Below are 17206 nucleotides of genomic sequence, written 5' to 3' on the forward strand. Positions count from 1 at the left end.
TAAATTTTTGCAGTTTACAAATTAATAATTTATTATTAAACAGACAACTGTATATTAAAGGTCAGTTTTTGCAAAACGAAAAAGAAGAAGCAACCAGATTGGCATGCTTCTTCAAATATTGTTTAAGCCTTTTGCAAGCCCATAGAAGAAAGGAATCGTTCGAAAGCGGCAGCGCCATCGGCAGACCGTTTGAAGACGCCGGCATCCTTCAGCACCTCAAGAAACTTATCGCCGGTCTCTGCTTCCACGATTACTTGCGCCTGTTCAGCCGTGCAAGCCGTTCCGAACCGCGCTACAAGCTCTCTCAGCCATGCTGCATGCTTGTTCAGAGGGTGCGCTGCTTCGTCCAGCCCCGCGTCGCCAGCGTCGCTCTCGCCCGTCAAATAGGCTGCGATCTGCTCCAGCTCCTCCTTCAATCGTCCCGGAAGAACCGCAAGACCCATCACCTCGATAAGGCCGATATTTTCCTTCTTGATGTGATGCAGATGCTTATGCGGATGGAAGATGCCGTCCGGATGCTCTTCGCTCGTACGGTTGTTGCGAAGGACAAGATCAAGCTCATATTCGCCGTTGTCTCTCAGACGGGCGATTGGCGTGATGGTATTGTGCGGAATGCGAGTACCGCCATCCTGCTCCGTAAAGGCCCGAACATCGGCTGCCTCGTCGCTATAGCCCCGCCACTCATCGAGCATGCGGCAAGCTGCGCCGTGCACCTCAGTCTTGTCGGCTCCAGACAGACGAACGACCGACATTGGCCAGCTCACGATGCTATAGCTTACACCCGGATGTTTCGGATCGGTGAAGCTGCTGTCAACGGGAGCAACCTCCATAGGGAACACGTGGCGCCCAGCCTGGTAATGGTCATGGCTAAGAATCGAGCCGCCAACGATCGGCAGATCGGCGTTCGAGCCAACGAAATAATGCGGGAACTGTTGGGCGAAATCAAGCAGTCTCGCGAATGAGGTATGCGTAATGACCATCGGCTCATCTTTGCCCTTGAACACGATGCTATGCTCGTTGTAATACACATAAGGCGAATACTGGAAGAACCATTCCTCTCCTTGAAGCGAGAGCGGCACGACCCGCAAGTTTTGACGTGCCGGATGATCGGCACGGCCGGCATAACCTACATTGGCGATGCTGAGCAGGCTCTTCGGATATTTCGACTGCGGAAGCGTCTTAAGCAGCGCAATTTCTTTCGGATCCTTCTCCGGCTTCGACAGATTGATCGTAATTTCCAGCTTTCCGTACTCGGTTGGGTGAAGCCAGTAGTTGTTCTTGCGAATGCGGTCCATTCGAATGTAGTTCGAATCAATGCTCAGACGGTAGAAGGCGTCTGTTGCCGCCTTAATGCCTTCCGCTGCAGTCAGACGCTGGAATGCGGCAGCGGCCTCGGAAGCGCGCGGCATGATAAGACCCATAATTCTCGCGTCAAGCAAATCACGGAACGTCGTCGTGTTGTCTGGAATTAGCCCAATGGCATAGCCGTAATCAAGCAGCGGCTCGAGCAGCTCCACGGCGCTCTCCAATTGCTCGGAAGGGACCTCTCCCTCCATTGGCTCGGTGAATTGGAATAGATCCAGCAGGGCGTTGCGGCCAGCATGCACATCAAGCGATTCAATCATGCCCCGCTGCTTCGCGAATTGAAGCAGACGTTCTATAAGCAGCAGCGCCTCTTCGGCACTCACAGCTGGTGCCTGCGCTTGCAGTTCGGTTGTCATACAATATTGCTCCCTTCTCTATCTGAAACAGCTATCGCCGTCAGGAGACGGCGATAGCTGACGTATTACTTGTCGTTATAGCCCTTAGGATTAGCCGAATGCCAGTTCCAAGCGCTTTGAATAATATCTTCGAGCTTATTGCGCTTCGGATTCCAGCCAAGCTCCTTGCGAGCGCGATCCGACGAAGCGACGAGCACGGCAGGATCGCCTGCGCGGCGAGCTTCCATAACTGCTGGAATCTCTTTGCCCGTTACGGCACGCGCGATGTCAATTACTTGCTTAACCGAGAAGCCTTGGCCGTTGCCTAGGTTGTAGACGGCGCTGTCCGCTCCGCTGCGAAGGCGGTCTACGGCAAGCACATGCGCATCAGCCAAGTCGCTGACATGGATGTAGTCGCGGATACAAGTGCCGTCTTCCGTAGCGTAGTCTTCGCCGAATACCGAAATATGCGGACGCTGTCCAAGCGCTGCTTGAAGCACGATAGGAATCAGATGCGTCTCCGGGCTGTGATCCTCGCCGATCTTGCCGCTCTCATGAGCGCCTGCTGCGTTGAAGTATCGCAGCGATACGAACTTGATGTTGTGGGCCACATCGAACCACTTCATCATTTTTTCCATCGCAAGCTTCGTTTCGCCGTATGCGTTCGTCGGCAGCGTACGATCGAACTCGTCGATCGGCACGCTCTCAGGCTCGCCGTAAGTAGCCGCAGTTGACGAGAATACGATTTTGCGGACATTGTATTCATTCATCTTCTCAAGCAGGCACAACGTACCGAATACGTTATTGTGATAGTACTTGCCTGGGTCCTTCATGCTTTCGCCGACCAGCGAGTTCGCTGCGAAGTGGATGACCGCATCGATCTCGTTCTCTTGGAACACGCGGTCAAGGAATGCCGCGTCGCGAAGATCGCCTTCATATAGCTTGCCGCCAAGCAGAGCTTGCCTATGCCCTTGCTGCAGATTGTCCACGACGACGATTTCTTCGCCGCGCTCCTGCAATGCCGCTACTGCGTGGGAACCGATATATCCGGCTCCTCCCGTTACTAATACTGCCATTGTTCATTTCCCCTCTCTATAGCTCGTTAATTGTTATTGCCCGCACCCTATATAGCATTACACCAAGCGCTCTACGCCGTTGCCGATGGAGCATACATAGAAGTCGGCTTTCAGACCGGTAGCCTCCGTATATTTGCTTCCCACTTCTTCTTTGAACGCTTCGATGCTGTCTTCATGAACGAGCGATACCGTACATCCGCCGAAGCCCGCTCCCGTCATACGCGATCCGAGAACGCCAGGCACTTGGCGTGCCGCCGCTACCATCGAGTCAAGCTCATGTCCCGTCACTTCGTACAGATCGCGAAGCGAATCATGCGAACCGTTCATCAGTTGTCCGAATTGCTTCAGATCGTTGGCGCGAAGCGCCGTGATCGATTGCAGCACGCGGTCGATTTCTTCCACGACATGCTGCGCTCTATTGCGTACGATGTCGCTCTTAATTAAATGTTTGGCCGAATTGAACTGCTCAAGGCTGAGCTGTCCGAGCAATGTCAGCTCCGGATAAGCCGTCTTCAACTCTTCAACAGCTTGATCGCACTCGCTGCGGCGCTCATTGTATTTGGAATCAACAAGACCGCGGCGTTTGTTCGTATTGCCGATCACGAGCTGATAACCGCCCGGTTGGAACGGGATGAGCTCGTATTCCAACGTATCGCACATAAGCAAAATGGCATGGTCCGCTTTGCCGTTGGCGACGGCGAACTGGTCCATTATGCCGCTATTGACGCCGTTGAATTCGTTCTCCGACTTCTGTGACAGAAGAGCGATCTTCACCTTGTCGATCTCGAGCCCTTCCAACGTTTGCAGGGCGAATGCCGTTACGACCTCGATGGAAGCCGAGGAGGACAAGCCTGCGCCGTTCGGAATCTCGCCATGGTAGAGCAAGTCATAGCCGTTCTTGAACGTTACGCCGCTCTGCTGAAGCATATAGACAATGCCTTTCGGGTAGTTCATCCAGTCGTCCGCGTCATCGTATGCGATCGAATCGATGGAGAACTGCTTCGATGCCGGGAAGTTCGTCGTTGCCAGACCGAGCTTGTTATCATCGCGCTTGCGGATAATTAGCGTCGTTCCGAAAGTTAATGCTGCCGGAAATACATAGCCGCCATTGTAGTCCGTATGCTCACCAATAAGATTGACGCGGCCCGGTGCGTGGAATACTGCGATTTCATTACTGCCTTCGCCGTATTGCTGTATAAATTGTTGTGTCAGCGCTTGGAGATTTGCCATTTGCTATCACGATCCTTTTTCCTCGAATGTAGTTCAGCTAATGCTGGGTCGGCGTGGCCGCCGTTTGGACGGGTCAACCGTTTGTTTCTGAACTTAGTATAAAATAACTGCCCCGAAAACAAAATGGCTCGAAGTGCTCTTTATATGGATTTATGTGACTTTCGCACCTTTGTCCAGACATGCTATCATGATCTTAACGCGTTATATGTTACGGATTTCAACTAAATGGGTAAAGCAGGTGTAAAGTCAGATGCAGCAAGAAATGTATGTGGTTGCGTCCAACCCGGTACACGCGCAGGGCGAGCATGCGCGGCTGAATGTATTATTCGCAGGCGAGAGCCAGACGAAGCCGTCCCACCGGCTTGGTCCGAAGGTGTATGACTTCTATCTCATGCATATTGTGCTGGAGGGAGAAGGCGTCTTCCAATTGGAAGGGAAGAGACATTCTCTTGCCGCGGGAGACACGTTTCTCATTGAGCCGAAGCAGCTCATCAGCTATGAATCGGACAGTGCCAATCCATGGCGTTATCGCTGGGTCGCCTTCAGCGGTGAGCATGCTGCCGAGCTCGTTGCGGCGGCGGGATTCCAAGCAGATCAGCAAGTGATCGGCATGGCGAAGTGGAAGCGGGCAGCCCTCCTATTCCGACGCATCTACCAGACGTTCAAGGTCGGCGGAGCTGATGCACAGTTGTCAGCAACAGGGCATCTGCATCTGTTGCTGGCGGAATATATGAAGGCGTTGCATGCTGCCGGCGGCGACGACTCGGTTCGTACCGCTCACGGCCAAGGGGACTTGCTGCTGCAGCAAATGATCCATTACTTGTCGTCGCAATACACGCACCCTGTATCGATCGAGCAAATGGCGGAGTCGCTTGGGTATAACCGCGCATACTTGTCCCGCTTCTTCAAGCAGCGGACAGGTGTATCACCGGTCACCTTCCTGCTCAAGCTGCGCATCGACAAAGCGCGGCATATGCTTCGTGAGCGGCCTGAACTCACCGTTGAGCAAATATCAGCTTCCGTCGGCCTTCAGGATGCTTTGTATTTTTCCAAGCAATTTCGCAAGCTATACGGTCAATCGCCAACCGCCTACCGCGATTCCATGAGAAGTATGCGCCAATCCTAAGTCAAGACATATGCGCAAGCGTTATTTCATCCAACTTAATGTCGATCATAATACCCATTATTCGGGCATACTACGAGCGGGAGTGATGATCTATGAAGGAGCTGTATACAGGACATTTGTATTGGCCTGGAACAATGGGAGACTCATTGGAGCAGCCAGCGCTTAACAAGAATATAACAGTCGAAGTCGCCGTTATCGGAGGCGGCATGTCGGGTTCGATCTGCAGCCATGTGCTTGTCCAAAGCGGCTTATCCGTCGCCTTGCTCGAACGCGGTGAGATTGCCGGCGGGAGTACTTCCGCGAATACGGGYATGCTGCAATTTTGCAATGACGTCATGTTATGTGATCTTATCGATCAGATTGGGCACAAGGACGCGGTTGCTTTCTACAGAGCCTGCAAGGAAGCTGTTGATCAGATTGATTCAACTGCCAATCAGCTTGCCGTCGACGTAGGATTCAAGCGAAGAAGCAGCTTGTACTACGCTTCAAGCGAACAGGATCTGCCAAAGTTGAAAAAGGAATACGAAGCTCTTCATCACAATGGCTTCGATGTTGAGTTCTGGGATGGCGACAAGATTGCGAAGCATTTTCCTTTCCGCAAGTCAGGGGCCATTGTCACCCACGGAGATGCGGCAATCAATCCGTACCGATTCGTCAGCACCTTGGCGCGACATGCTGTAGACGCGGGCTTGCAGGCGTACGAGCATACCGATATTGTAGACCATCGCACGCTGGAGAACGGCGCTCACTTGCTTCGCTCAGCAGACGGTTACGAAGTCGAAGCCAAGCATGTTATCTATGCGATTGGTTACGAACCGGAAGAGCTCCGAGGCAAGCTGATCAAAGCAAGCTTGAACCGCTCCTTCGCAATCGTAACAGGTGTTCAGCAAAACCTTGCTGATTGGCATCAACATTTCTTTATATGGGAGACCGCTCGTCCCTATCTGTATATGCGTACAGATAATCATAACCGAGTCATTGTCGGGGGGCTTGACGAAGAGATTGAGCAGCCGCTGCACGATGCGCAAAAACAACAAAAGCATAGCGAGAAGCTTTATGAGCAGATGCGGTCTCTATTCCCAATGCTTGAAGCGCCTGTCGAATATGAATGGAATGCCACCTTCGGCGAGTCGCGCGACAATCTGCCGTTTATTGGCGAAGATCCGGCTTGGCCAAATGTGTACTACTGCCTCGGATATGGAGGCAACGGCTCGATCTACAGCATGATAGCCTCCCACCTGCTGCGCGATCAAATCAAAGGCATCCCCAATGACCTGTCGAAGGTCGTAGCTCTAGACCGCGAGTCGCTGAGTCGTGTGTAATTCGCTATATTCTCTATTCGAAAAAAAACCGCTTGATTAGCCCCGTTCCGAACTCGGCCAATCAAGCGGTTTTTTTCATTAAGCACCGGCCACAATCAATGATGCGCCGCAGCCGCGGAATACGGCTTCCGCAGCGCCGAGACGCGACAGGTCCGGACCGCCGTCCTTATCCAGCATCGACTTGCTCTCATCCGTTTCGACGATCAGTACGAGAGAGCCCTCGCTTATCGCCTGCGAGCATATTTTGGTCTCTTCGTCATCGAGACCAAGCGCGTGAAGAGAACTCGAATGCTCATCTGTATCGAATAACGTGAACGCGGCAAGCGCAGCCGGAAATCCTCCGAGCGCCGTTCCCGTTCCCCAGGTGCTTGCACCATATGCGGCAACCGTCCCAGCGCCGCCAAAGCCTGCCGCCTCCCCCATTGCCAAGCTTCCAATCCCGAGTCCATGCCCGAATCGATTGCCGTCTGTGTCCTCCAGCTCCCGCATCTCATCCGCATGCACATCGCTCTCCGCCTCAATGCGTCTTGAATGCTCCGCATCCTTCGCAAGTACCTTCAATTCTCCAGTAACGAACCCTGCCTGCTCCAGCTGTTCTATTGCTTCAATAACTTGCTGCTGGCTTTCGAATACGCCGATTTTTCTAGCCATATCGTTCCATAACCTCCTAATTCGCAAGAATAGAGCAAGGATTCTGCCTATGTACCTGAATCATTGCCGCTTTAGCTATCTTTGTTATGCCCCTCTTAGGCGGGATTGAGTCGTATTTTGGCATATGAATGGATATTTTGACTATTGCTCGCATATTGTCCGAGGCAGGTTGTGCATACTTGCGGTTCAGGTTATGATGAAGGAATGAGTATGGAAAAAAACGGACAAGCAGGAGGCCAAACGATGATACATCGGATGCTTCGCTACCCCTCAGGCTGGGAGTGGCATGTCCTTCAGCAAGCAGGGCATCGTCCACTACAGAAGGAGCCTCTGCCGAGCCGCAAGGATTCCGCCAAACAAACGGCCACAGCCTTATTGGATAAGAGCGCGATAGAGCTTGCCGAATCTGCAACAGAGCAATCGGAAGCCGAACAACATATAGAGCAAACGAAGAAGCTGTTCCCGGAATGCGCCAATTGGATGGACGTCTGCGAGGAGCGGCGGACGAACCAAATTATCGTAGAGGATACGCATGAGCAAGGTCCGGTCATTTATGGCACGCTTATGTTTCAAATATCCGAGCATTCCGACGATGTGCAGCCGTTCCACTTTTGGCTGACAAGCAGACGGCTCATTACCATTCATGACGATATACGTTTGCCGCTGCGGCTGCAGACAGATGCACTGACGAAGAAGCTCGGAGAATGCGATACGGCCCCGGAAGCACTGTTTGCAATGATGAGCGTCATCCTGGAACCGTTCCATGAAGGGCTTGACGGCTTCGAAGCAAGGCTTGGCGAGCTCGAATCGTCGATGCGCAACGAGAACCGTACGGGCCTGATCGATATTATTTTCGAACGGAGATACGATCTGCTCCATTGGAGCCATCTATTCATTCCTATCCGCGAGCTGCACGGGGCTGCCAAGGAAGCATTCATGAACGATCTGATGGAAACGGAGAGCTTTAAGCGGATTACGCATAAGCTTGATCGGATCGAACTGCTGCTCAAGCATTATGCGCTTGAGATCGATACGCTCATCTCGATGGACGATGCGATCTCCAACTTCCGCGGCAACGACATCATGAAGACGCTGACGATCTTCACCGTCCTGTTCCTGCCCGCTACGATTGCTGGCTCGCTCTGGGGAAGCAACTTCATCAAGCTGCCATGGAAGGATGATTCTTGGGGCTTCGCCTTGATGGTCACGATAATCGTCGTAATCACGGCGATTATCTACGTCTGGTTATGGAAGAAAGGTTGGACCGGCGATTTGCTTCACGGCCGCAAGCCTCAGACCATTACAGGACAAGAGCCGCCGAGTCGACTTAGCCGCTCTAATCGGCATCGGATGAAGTCTAGCAGCCCATCTCCCCGTTCGACCGTTCAGGAACTGGCTGCCTTGTCTTCCGATCAGGCTTCACAACCGCCGCTCAGCCGTTCCCGCAAGAAACGCCCTTAATGATAACAAGAAGAGTCCGACGCTGCAGTTCGCAGCTAACCGGACTCTTCTTCATTCAATCGTTTATTACAGCTTCACGGGCAAGCCCGTCAGCGCCGACTGATTCGCCGCTATCGTAACGCGGTGCGTCAGCCATGCATCCTCATAGGTCGAACGAATGCGCGATACATCGCCCGTCCTTACCGCGTGGAGAAAAGCTTCATTCTCAAGCTCGTAAGGATTCGTTCGATTCGCGTATTCCGTTTTGCGTCCAGACTCGACATCGAGCAGTCCCCCATGGCTAAGCTCTAGTACGCCTTTATTCGTATAAATATGAAGACCTGCCCGGTCTCCCGCCGGAATTGCGCAAGTGTTGCTGATCGTTGCCACAGCCCCATTCACAAGCTTCAAGGTCACTGTGCCTACATCCGGTACAGTAACGCCTTGCTCCACATCAGCCATTATGCGCGAGCCATATGCGGCATACACTTCGCTTACTTCGCCAAGCGTATAACGCAGCAAGTCAACGATATGCGTGGTTTGCTCCACGAATTGGCCGCCCGAGCCCTCCATCTTACGCCACCAGCTTACACCTGGCATTGAACCCATCCAATAGCCAAGCGCCATACCGACGGTCCGCTCGCGTAACAGTTCTTGCGCACGGCTCGTTCCATCCATATAGCGGAAGTGATAGCCGACAGATGTAATCAGCTTCTTGCTCTCGATTTCCTTAAGCAATTCGGCAGGTGTCTGTTCGTCTGCAGCAAGCGGCTTCTCTACCAGGAACGGAATGCCGCGTTCCACTAACGCCCTTTCAATCTCACCGTGCGCGAATGGCGGCACGCATATGTATACGGCATCCAGCTTCCGGTCATCCAACATCGTATGAATAGAGCTATAACCTCTAGCGTCCTCGTATTTGGCCGCCTCCTGATCCGCTTTCTCCTGTGAAGTGGCCGTGAATGCGGCAACCTTAACGCCCTCAAGCTTCGCCAGCTTCTCGGCATGCATACGGCCGAACCAGCCCGTGCCGACGATTCCAATGTTCAATGTCATCGATATGGCTCCTCTCGCCTATTGATATGGCCAAGCGTAAACGGCTTCTTTCCTATATTTTAAATTATACGTGTCGTACACAAGATGTACAACCAATCGAACATGAACGTTTCTCTTTTCCTACCCAATAAATCCGCAGGTACCTATTGCAGCCCCGCTTCATACTATACAACAACGATAGACCGGAATGAATGAACGGAGGGATGCCGATGGGAGTCACGATGAGTAAGTCAACGAGAGCTCAGGAGCTTGATTTGCGAACCGCCATGTTTCTAGCTGCGGTTTGCGGACAAACCTATGTACAGTTCAACAATTACGCGGATGGCTTATTTCTAGCTCCAAGAGGATACAGCTTAGTTGGAGAATTCAAGGCCAGTGCGTATGACAGCAACGAAGAACGATTCGGCTTTGTACTGACAAGCGAGCAAGCTTCGGTCCTTGCATTCCGCGGAAGCGGGTCTGCAGAAGACTGGGTTGCCGACTTCATCGCTCAGCAAAATGTATACCGCCCTGTCAAAAATGCCGGACAAACKCATAAGGGCTTCACCGACATCTATATGTCGACGCGCAATGAAGTGCTCGCGCTCATCCAGACGCTGCCTGCCGACAAGCCGCTGTTTATTACCGGGCATAGTCTCGGCGGTGCGCTCGCAACGCTCGCAGCCATCGATATAGCAAGCAATACGGCGATCCGCTCGCCCATCGTATATACGTTCGGGGCCCCAAGGGTAGGCGATCCAAAATTCGTCCGCGCTTATAATACGATTATCGATACGCATTGGCGCTTCCAGAACGAGTTCGATATTGTCCCGCATTTGCCTCCGCACGTCTATCAGTCGCCGAAGACAAAGCAAACGTATTATTACCTCCATGTCAAAGGCGAAGTGAAACGGTCGTTCAGAATGGGTTCTATATCCGGGAATCATATCTTATCCAGTTATTTCGCCGATCTAGTGAAAGAAGACCCCGCATTTGCCGTCTTGGTCTGCAGCGAGCCTCCAGGCTGGTGCCCGGCTGTAGAGCAATAAATTTTTTGGCTACAAAAAAACGCATCTCCGCAGAAGCCATCAGCCAGCAAACTGGTTGAATCGCGGAGAATGCGTTTATTTTTTTAAGCAGGCAACACATAAAGCAATATCGCAAAGAAGTGGACGATCGAGCCGCCCAGTACGAACAGATGCCATACCGCATGATGATAAGGGAAGCTGCGCCACATATAGAATACTGTTCCGAATGTGTACAATAAGCCGCCGGTTATGAGCATTTGCACACCGCCTGGCGCCAAATGCGTCGTTAGCGGCTTCCAGGCGAACACGATGATCCAGCCCATTGCGATATAGACAAGTGTAGAAGTGAACAGAAACCTCGATGCGAAGAAGGACTTGAATATAACGCCGGCTACCGCAGCGCCCCATACGATCCCGAACAACACCCAACCAAGCGTGCCTTGCACGATGTGAAACAGAATTGGCGTATACGTACCGGCAATGAATACATATATGAATGAATGATCAAGCGCCTCGAAAACCCGCTTCGCCTTCCCTTCCGGGAAGCTATGTACGAGCGTTGACGCCAAATAGAGCAGCAGCATCGCCGAGCCGTATATCGTGAAGCTAACGACGTGCATGGCTGTCCCCTTCAACGATGAGAACACAATAAGCAGCACGAGCGCCGCTATGCTTAACATTGCGCCGATGCCATGCGTAACCGCATTCGCGACTTCCTCGCGCTTCGTATACGTATGCGTATTGGCCATACTGACAACCACCTCCAACCTTTCTTGATGATTATCAGTTTAAAGCATCATAGCCACCCTTTCAACCATCCCCGGACGGAGTCGATCGTTTTGTCCAGGTTGCAGATCGCTTGCTCGTCCGTATAGGGCTTCGTATGGCGAAAATAATCGGCATGCCCGCCAACCGTTGGAATGCCCTCAACATAACCGGGAGCGAACTTCAAACGATTCCATCTTGGCATCGCGCGCCCCGCCGCCGTCCATCCTCCCCAGCTTCCGATCCTGCTAATCGGATCGTTGAGCTTGCCGGTACCGTCAACGGAATGGAAGTAACTCACGCGCGCTTGCAGCTTAGGATGAATCGGCGTCTTCGGCGATCCGACCTGTACGATGCGTATGTCGTTATCCTCACCGTATTCCTCCATCATCCTCGCAGCCTGATACGCTGCCGCGCCGCCGCCGCTATGTCCAATCAGCAGCATACGCTTGCCATTCTCATTCAACTGTTTAATATGTTGGAATGCCCGGCGTCCGCCTATCCGTCCGGCAGTCATACGATTCGACAGATCGGTCCGCACCTCAATTACTTGCCTGACCAGACTTTGGCTCGCATCACCATAAGGAAAGAGCACATGAATGTGAGGCTCAATGCCGTCGTCTCGAAACAGCTTATCCAGTTTTTTGCGGCATTCGTTGAAAGCACAGGTCGTTGTTGCCACGCCGGCAAGCAAATATATGCTAAGCGATGATGCAGAATTGTTCGCCGTCATAACAGATCCCTCCGAATTCAGAAGAAGTTGTAATTACATTATGCGGGAGCTTGCGGTAAATCATGCTTCGATGTAAATGTCAGTTCCTTCTATTCTAAGTTTAAGGCCGAAAACATCGGCCGCGTCTCGAAGCGGTATCGCCTTCATGTACCGATAAACGCGCTGTCTGCCCCTCGCTTCCATTCCGCTCCATACTCTGCGTTGCAGGATAGGCAACTGCACAACTTTCCCTGCGTATACCGTACTCCTCTTCATGACCGCGACTAAATCCCCGGCAGCGCTCTGCTGGATCCGAACGTTCAAATGAAGCAGCTCTCGGTAAAATTGCTCGTCCGCGTACAAGCGGCCTCGTTCAGCGAACACAGCCCCCCTATACGTGAATCGCTGGCGAACCGGCTTGCCCTCGAGCGACGTATCGGTAAAGCCCGCAGCCTCTATGCCCATTGATGTCGCCGTTCGATAAGCCTCTCGCAGAACCGGTTCGGTTGCAATAGAATAATCATTCACTCTTCGTGATTTATTGTATGCCGTTACATTGTTAACGTCGAAATAAAATACAGCTTTGACACGCGGATATTTGTGCTCCAGGCTGCCGTACAGCCGCTTGATCTTCGCTGCCGCGAAACCAATATCATGCGCATGATCAGTCGTATTATAGTGCGTAACGCCAAACTCCGATAATTGAATCGGCTTCCTAGCGCTGAATCGATTGTAGACGGTGTTGAGCAGATCTAATGGATCTTCGAACGCAGCAGGTTCATCTTCGTTGCCGTTATGATACTTCACATTGTATACATTGACTCCTACCCAATCAACGTAAGCATCCCCAGGATAGAAACGCTCTATTGGCTTCTCCGGCACCGTCAGCACCGTCCATACCATGGCAACATTCGGTGCCAGCTGCGCGAATCGATCGTGTACGAGCTGCCACTTCTGCTTATACATGGCGGGATCACCGCCATAGGCAGTCCAAGTACCGTTCATCTCCGATGCATAGCGCAGAAATATAGGTACTCCTGCCTCGCTTGCGTCCTTGGCGAATTGTCTCAAATAGGTATCGTCCTGCACCTGTGCAAGCCCCTTATTCGGTTCCCAGGCGATATGGGGGAAGGCCCCAACCGACTTCACCTGCTCCACCCATTCCTTCGGGAAGGGTTGTCCATAACCAACATATTTGAAGAAGCTCGCATGCGTACGCCCCGTTAACTTGTTAAAAGAATTCATGCTGCTCGCAATCGCTTCATCTTGTAGTACATACGCGCCTAGATAAGTGCCCGTTTCAGGCTCTGCCTTCGCCAATTTGTACCACGCCTCTGTCGTGTTGACATGAATCGTCCAATCCCGCTTCTCCACAATCGGTACATTCCCGGCAGCCATTACGGATTGAACGGGAGAAAGAAGAAGGAAGAGGGCTGCAACGAGGCTATATAATATCCTGTTATGATTCAATAACGGTCACCTCCGACTTCCTTTTTCAAAGCTTTTGCAGTCCGATGACTCGTTATTCGGAAATATGGGAAAACAAAAAGAGCGATAAGGCCGCCTCGCTTAATGGCCCTTCGCTCTATTGGTACTGCTATGCTGGCTATGCTGGCATTACACACCCATTTTTTTGCGCTGATTGTTAACCTTCTTCGTGTTCTGGCTCTTCAATTCTTGCGTGCCGGTCGTATGATTCTTCTGACCAGGCAGCCCACCTTGCGCTTGTTTCTTCTGAGCAAGCAGTTGCTTGGCACGTTCAGCTTGAGTCAGCTTCTTCGGCTCTTCAGCCGATCCATTTTGTTCGTTCGTAGACATAGGTTCACCTCGCTTTATGCTCCACATCATTCTTATTCTACTACAGTTATAAATCTGGTAAAAGATCCTTTGCGAAGTCGGGCGACAGCTTGTACCGACCAATTCGCATTTTCGGCCAGCCGTTCGATTGATTCCGTCGTCACAATGACAGCCCGCGCGGCAAAACGCCTCATGCTTCGCAGCATTTCTAGCTGCTCGTCCTCGGGGAGAACCGAGCATAAATTATAGGGCATATCGATAATGGCCGCATCGTAATGACCCGTCAGCCCGCGCATATCGCCAAGCTTCACCCGATCAGCATAGCCGAAATGCGCGAGGTTCATTCTTGCTCCGCGCACGGCCAGCGGATTGAGGTCAACGCCTTCGATATCGATCCCCATCGACATCGCTTCAATCAACACCGTTCCGATGCCGCAGCACGGATCGATAAGCTTCACAGCCTCCGCACGTCCCGGCGCTGCAATATTAACGATTGCTCTGGCCGCTCGGACAGGAAGCGCAGTGGAATAGTTCTGCGGCTTCTTCTGATGCTCCAGCCAAATCGCGTCATTGTCCTCGCAGAAGCCGAACAGCCAGCGGCCGTTCAGCCGAATAAGTCCGAATAATCGATCCGGCTTTCGCATCTCGGCTTTTCCGCGTATTGAAGCCCCTGCCAGCCGCTCTAGTTGTCTGCGTTCCTCATAAGTAATTGATGAATCGCCAGCAGCTTGCGTAAATACGACCTTGAAGGTCTCGCCTTCACCCAGCCCTACTTCAGGAAGCAGCTCGACTAGCTCCTCCATGCTTCCCGCAGACAGCTGGACATGAATCTTTCTTCGAATGAACGGACTGCGATTGGCGGCAATCTCAATATCACTCTGAGCAATGCCGCCGGCACACGGCTGAGCAAGCAGCAAGCTTAGCTCCAGCTGACATAACTCCGTCTCGTCCTCGTGGCAAGCATAGGTGTATATGAACATGGTGCGCCTCGCCTTTCTTTCCCTTTAATCGTTCATCGGCTCCGAATCTGTGCTAGCTGCGCTTGACGGGCGCTCCTCTGCATGTGCAGCCGCGGAAGTCTCCGTGCCCTTCGCCTTTCGGTGTCCGGAACCGCTTGTCTCATGCTCACCTGTCAGCTCATGCAGCTGTTTCTCCAACGATTTAATCGTCCGTTGAAGCCGATATTGACGGATTAGTCCGAACGAACCAACTGTCAGACCGCCTAAGAGTGTCGACACAAGGATCACGAGAATAAGCGGTGTCGTCGTCTTCGCGAACAGGAAATTCACTTGAACGGAATCCACATTGATGACGGCGAATATCGCAATAACCAGGGCAAATACGAACGCTGAGATCAGCATGCCTTGTCCCTTCATCTCATTCCCTCCCTTTTCTCCAAATCGTACCACAAAATCGAATTCATTTCTTACAATTGAAAAAAAAGAAGAGAATGCTCGTCTGCGAGCATCCGCTTCTCAAGACATAATATTAACTTTCACTCAGAACGCCGGAACCCACTACACTCTTCTTCCTGGCTGAAAGCAGCCATTTAGTAATAATATATGCGAGTACGAATGACTGAACAGCAGTCGTCTCCCAAGTCGGATACGCGCCTAGGAAGCCAATAGTCGGAAATCCGGATAGCGTATGCGACGGCAACCAGCCCGCAACCTGTAAAGAGTGAATGCTTTCGCCAAGAAAACGAACGACCAAATAGTAGATCAGCGCTGATGCAAGCAAGAAGAAAGGCTTTATCGGCAGCTTAGCGCTGAAACGTATAATGGCAAAGCCTAGTCCGATTAAGAGAATGAAGGTCACTCCGAATCCTAGCGCAAGCTGCAAAGGCTCGATCGATGGAGCCATTCCGATATAGAAAATCGTCGTCTCCGCACCTTCGCGGAATATCGCAAGCGCAGAAACCGCGAACAACGACCATAGACTGCCTTTCGCCAGCGCGCTGCCCATTTTGTTATCGATATATTGCGTCCAGCTCTTCATATTGGACTTGCTGTGCAGCCAATTGCCGACCGTCAACATTAAGACGACCGACAGTAGACCTGCAACGCCTTCAATCGCTTCGCGGGCACTGCCAGCCGCCAGCTTGGCAATGGCGTACGTAAGGACGAATGCCATTACCCCGCTAAGCGCGAGTCCTGTCCATACCCCTGACCAAATCCACTTGCTTTTGCTCCCGTTGCCCGTACGCTTCAAGTACGCGAGGAGCGCCGCTAGCACAAGAATTGCTTCCAAACCTTCACGAAGCAAAATCATTCCCGCATCCCATGCCGTATAGCGCGTATCCCCAGTCATCGGGCGCAGTTGCTCTTGAAGCTCTCCAATGAGCTTGTTCGCTTTATCGCCTTGAGGCGGATTAGACAATAAGTAACCTGCAATCTCAGCCATTCTCACCTCGACATTCGTATACACCGCGGCGGATCGGAGCTGAACCTCTCCCTCTACCGAAGGCCATTGCGCGATGAACAACTCCATCTGAGCAGCAGCTTCTGCATAGCGCTCGGATTGCGATTCCTTAAGCGCTAAGTCTAGCAGAGCTATCGCTCCGGCAACGGACAACTCCGTTCCGGCGCTTCCTGCATCGTCGGCAATGCTTCCCGCAGCATATTGCTCGATAAGCTGGATGAGAGCTTCTGCTTCTGACTTAGCCTGCTCGTCGCGCGGCGGTTCAGCTTGAATCGCAATGCGCAGCATACTCATCTTTGTCTCCAACAGGCCGTATACTTTGAAGTTATCTTTGCGTACGGCAGACTCTACCTGCGGCCATCCGCCGTTTATTTGCTTATACGCTTCGCCGGCTTTCATCCAGTCCGACTGCTGGACAGCATCAAGCAATTGCTGAACGAGTGGCTTAATTGTAAGCGCCGCTTCCGTTCCTGAAAGCTTGCCCGAAGAGTCCGGTTCACTCTTAACACTCTTTGCATAGCTGTTAATGGCCTTGGCAAGCGTGGAAAGAGATGACTTCGCTTCTGCTGCATCCTGCTCTTGCTCTCCCACCGTTAGAGCAGTAATCGCTGCTTCCAATGCTGCATCGACCGCCTCGGCCTCTTTGGTCTTTTCCGGCTGAAGTTTCACCCAGCCGTCTGCCGCCTTCACGACATGTCCTTTGGCCTCTTCCCACTCGCCTTGACCGGCTTCAACAAGTGCGCCGCCGACGAGCGGCAGCAGCCGATCCAGTTCTGCTGTATCCGTGCTGCCTGCAGACGCAACTGTAACCGTACTCCATTGAATGATCGTTACAATAAGAAAAGCAGCCAAGCAGAAACGAATCGTTATTCGTTTCATACTGCTGCCATTTCGTGCGAACAT

At 52.2% G+C, this 17206-nt stretch carries 16 protein-coding genes; 4 read left to right on the forward strand and 12 right to left on the reverse strand.

Translation table 11 applies throughout. The features are described from left to right. Positions 1–122: 122 nt before the first annotated feature. The 3 genes from AB4Z33_RS18720 to AB4Z33_RS18730 all read right to left on the reverse strand — a co-directional run bounded on the left by AB4Z33_RS18720 (position 123) and on the right by AB4Z33_RS18730 (position 4006). Entirely contained in the window at positions 123–1721 is a 1599-nt protein-coding gene (locus AB4Z33_RS18720) for a UDP-glucose--hexose-1-phosphate uridylyltransferase (RefSeq protein WP_442051366.1), read from the reverse strand. 65 nt (positions 1722–1786) lie between these two features. Beyond that, positions 1787–2776: a UDP-glucose 4-epimerase GalE gene (gene galE / locus AB4Z33_RS18725; RefSeq protein WP_442051367.1), complete on the reverse strand. Its 990-nt coding sequence runs from the start codon at positions 2774–2776 to the stop codon at positions 1787–1789. Positions 2777–2833: 57 nt separating this feature from the next. After that, on the reverse strand, positions 2834–4006 hold the full coding sequence (locus AB4Z33_RS18730) for a galactokinase (RefSeq protein WP_442051368.1): 1173 nt from the start codon (positions 4004–4006) through the stop codon (positions 2834–2836). Positions 4007–4256: 250 nt separating this feature from the next. Between AB4Z33_RS18730 and AB4Z33_RS18735 the strand changes: the two genes are divergently transcribed. Both AB4Z33_RS18735 and AB4Z33_RS18740 read left to right on the forward strand, forming a co-directional pair. Further along, the gene (locus AB4Z33_RS18735; protein ID WP_442051369.1) at positions 4257–5132 is read left to right on the forward strand and encodes an AraC family ligand binding domain-containing protein; all 876 of its coding nucleotides are present in this window, start codon (positions 4257–4259) and stop codon (positions 5130–5132) included. 92 nt (positions 5133–5224) lie between these two features. Further along, positions 5225–6454: an NAD(P)/FAD-dependent oxidoreductase gene (locus AB4Z33_RS18740; protein WP_442051370.1), complete on the forward strand. Its 1230-nt coding sequence runs from the start codon at positions 5225–5227 to the stop codon at positions 6452–6454. 78 nt (positions 6455–6532) lie between these two features. Here AB4Z33_RS18740 and AB4Z33_RS18745 read toward each other — a convergent pair whose 3' ends face one another. Beyond that, entirely contained in the window at positions 6533–7105 is a 573-nt protein-coding gene (locus AB4Z33_RS18745) for a hypothetical protein (protein WP_442051371.1), read from the reverse strand. A 243-nt stretch (positions 7106–7348) separates the two neighbouring features. On the opposite strand from AB4Z33_RS18745, the gene AB4Z33_RS18750 reads away from it, so the two are divergent. After that, complete coding sequence (locus AB4Z33_RS18750; protein WP_442051372.1) at positions 7349–8566, forward strand: CorA family divalent cation transporter; 1218 nt, start codon at positions 7349–7351, stop codon at positions 8564–8566. A 66-nt stretch (positions 8567–8632) separates the two neighbouring features. Here AB4Z33_RS18750 and AB4Z33_RS18755 read toward each other — a convergent pair whose 3' ends face one another. Next, entirely contained in the window at positions 8633–9601 is a 969-nt protein-coding gene (locus tag AB4Z33_RS18755; protein ID WP_442051373.1) for a Gfo/Idh/MocA family protein, read from the reverse strand. Positions 9602–9822: 221 nt separating this feature from the next. On the opposite strand from AB4Z33_RS18755, the gene AB4Z33_RS18760 reads away from it, so the two are divergent. After that, the gene (locus AB4Z33_RS18760; protein ID WP_442051374.1) at positions 9823–10629 is read left to right on the forward strand and encodes a lipase family protein; all 807 of its coding nucleotides are present in this window, start codon (positions 9823–9825) and stop codon (positions 10627–10629) included. An 83-nt stretch (positions 10630–10712) separates the two neighbouring features. On the opposite strand, the gene trhA is transcribed toward AB4Z33_RS18760, so the two are convergent. The 7 genes from trhA to AB4Z33_RS18795 form a co-directional block, all read right to left on the reverse strand. Beyond that, the gene (trhA, locus tag AB4Z33_RS18765; RefSeq protein ID WP_442051375.1) at positions 10713–11357 is read right to left on the reverse strand and encodes a PAQR family membrane homeostasis protein TrhA; all 645 of its coding nucleotides are present in this window, start codon (positions 11355–11357) and stop codon (positions 10713–10715) included. A gap of 47 nt (positions 11358–11404) precedes the next feature. Then, on the reverse strand, positions 11405–12106 hold the full coding sequence (locus AB4Z33_RS18770; RefSeq protein ID WP_442051376.1) for a hypothetical protein: 702 nt from the start codon (positions 12104–12106) through the stop codon (positions 11405–11407). Positions 12107–12166: 60 nt separating this feature from the next. Then, positions 12167–13555, reverse strand: coding sequence for a glycoside hydrolase family 26 protein (locus AB4Z33_RS18775; protein ID WP_442051377.1), 1389 nt, complete (start codon positions 13553–13555; stop codon positions 12167–12169). A 147-nt stretch (positions 13556–13702) separates the two neighbouring features. Beyond that, complete coding sequence (locus AB4Z33_RS18780) at positions 13703–13903, reverse strand: hypothetical protein (RefSeq protein ID WP_442051378.1); 201 nt, start codon at positions 13901–13903, stop codon at positions 13703–13705. 32 nt (positions 13904–13935) lie between these two features. Continuing rightward, positions 13936–14862, reverse strand: coding sequence for a TRM11 family SAM-dependent methyltransferase (locus AB4Z33_RS18785; RefSeq protein WP_442051379.1), 927 nt, complete (start codon positions 14860–14862; stop codon positions 13936–13938). A gap of 24 nt (positions 14863–14886) precedes the next feature. Beyond that, positions 14887–15258, reverse strand: a complete 372-nt coding sequence (locus AB4Z33_RS18790; RefSeq protein ID WP_442051380.1) for a LapA family protein — start codon at positions 15256–15258, stop codon at positions 14887–14889. Positions 15259–15370: 112 nt separating this feature from the next. Further along, positions 15371–17182 (reverse strand): FTR1 family iron permease, encoded by a 1812-nt coding sequence (locus tag AB4Z33_RS18795; RefSeq protein ID WP_442051381.1) that lies wholly within the window; start codon positions 17180–17182, stop codon positions 15371–15373. Between the last annotated feature and the right edge of the window lie 24 nt (positions 17183–17206).

This window comes from Paenibacillus sp. 2TAB19 (assembly GCF_052115185.1).
Taxonomy (GTDB): domain Bacteria; phylum Bacillota; class Bacilli; order Paenibacillales; family Paenibacillaceae; genus Pristimantibacillus.

Excerpts from the sequence above, each read along its gene's own strand:
- AB4Z33_RS18730 (WP_442051368.1), bottom strand. The coding sequence starts at position 4,006 with ATGGCAAATCTCCAAGCGCTGACACAACAATTTATACAGCAATACGGC.
- trhA (WP_442051375.1), bottom strand. The coding sequence starts at position 11,357 with ATGGCCAATACGCATACGTATACGAAGCGCGAGGAAGTCGCGAATGCG.
- AB4Z33_RS18790 (WP_442051380.1), bottom strand. The coding sequence starts at position 15,258 with ATGAAGGGACAAGGCATGCTGATCTCAGCGTTCGTATTTGCCCTGGTT.
- AB4Z33_RS18720 (WP_442051366.1), bottom strand. The coding sequence starts at position 1,721 with ATGACAACCGAACTGCAAGCGCAGGCACCAGCTGTGAGTGCCGAAGAG.
- AB4Z33_RS18735 (WP_442051369.1), top strand. The coding sequence starts at position 4,257 with ATGCAGCAAGAAATGTATGTGGTTGCGTCCAACCCGGTACACGCGCAG.
- AB4Z33_RS18785 (WP_442051379.1), bottom strand. The coding sequence starts at position 14,862 with ATGTTCATATACACCTATGCTTGCCACGAGGACGAGACGGAGTTATGT.
- AB4Z33_RS18770 (WP_442051376.1), bottom strand. The coding sequence starts at position 12,106 with ATGACGGCGAACAATTCTGCATCATCGCTTAGCATATATTTGCTTGCC.
- AB4Z33_RS18755 (WP_442051373.1), bottom strand. The coding sequence starts at position 9,601 with ATGACATTGAACATTGGAATCGTCGGCACGGGCTGGTTCGGCCGTATG.
- AB4Z33_RS18780 (WP_442051378.1), bottom strand. The coding sequence starts at position 13,903 with ATGTCTACGAACGAACAAAATGGATCGGCTGAAGAGCCGAAGAAGCTG.
- AB4Z33_RS18750 (WP_442051372.1), top strand. The coding sequence starts at position 7,349 with ATGATACATCGGATGCTTCGCTACCCCTCAGGCTGGGAGTGGCATGTC.
- AB4Z33_RS18745 (WP_442051371.1), bottom strand. The coding sequence starts at position 7,105 with ATGGCTAGAAAAATCGGCGTATTCGAAAGCCAGCAGCAAGTTATTGAA.
- galE (WP_442051367.1), bottom strand. The coding sequence starts at position 2,776 with ATGGCAGTATTAGTAACGGGAGGAGCCGGATATATCGGTTCCCACGCA.
- AB4Z33_RS18795 (WP_442051381.1), bottom strand. The coding sequence starts at position 17,182 with ATGAAACGAATAACGATTCGTTTCTGCTTGGCTGCTTTTCTTATTGTA.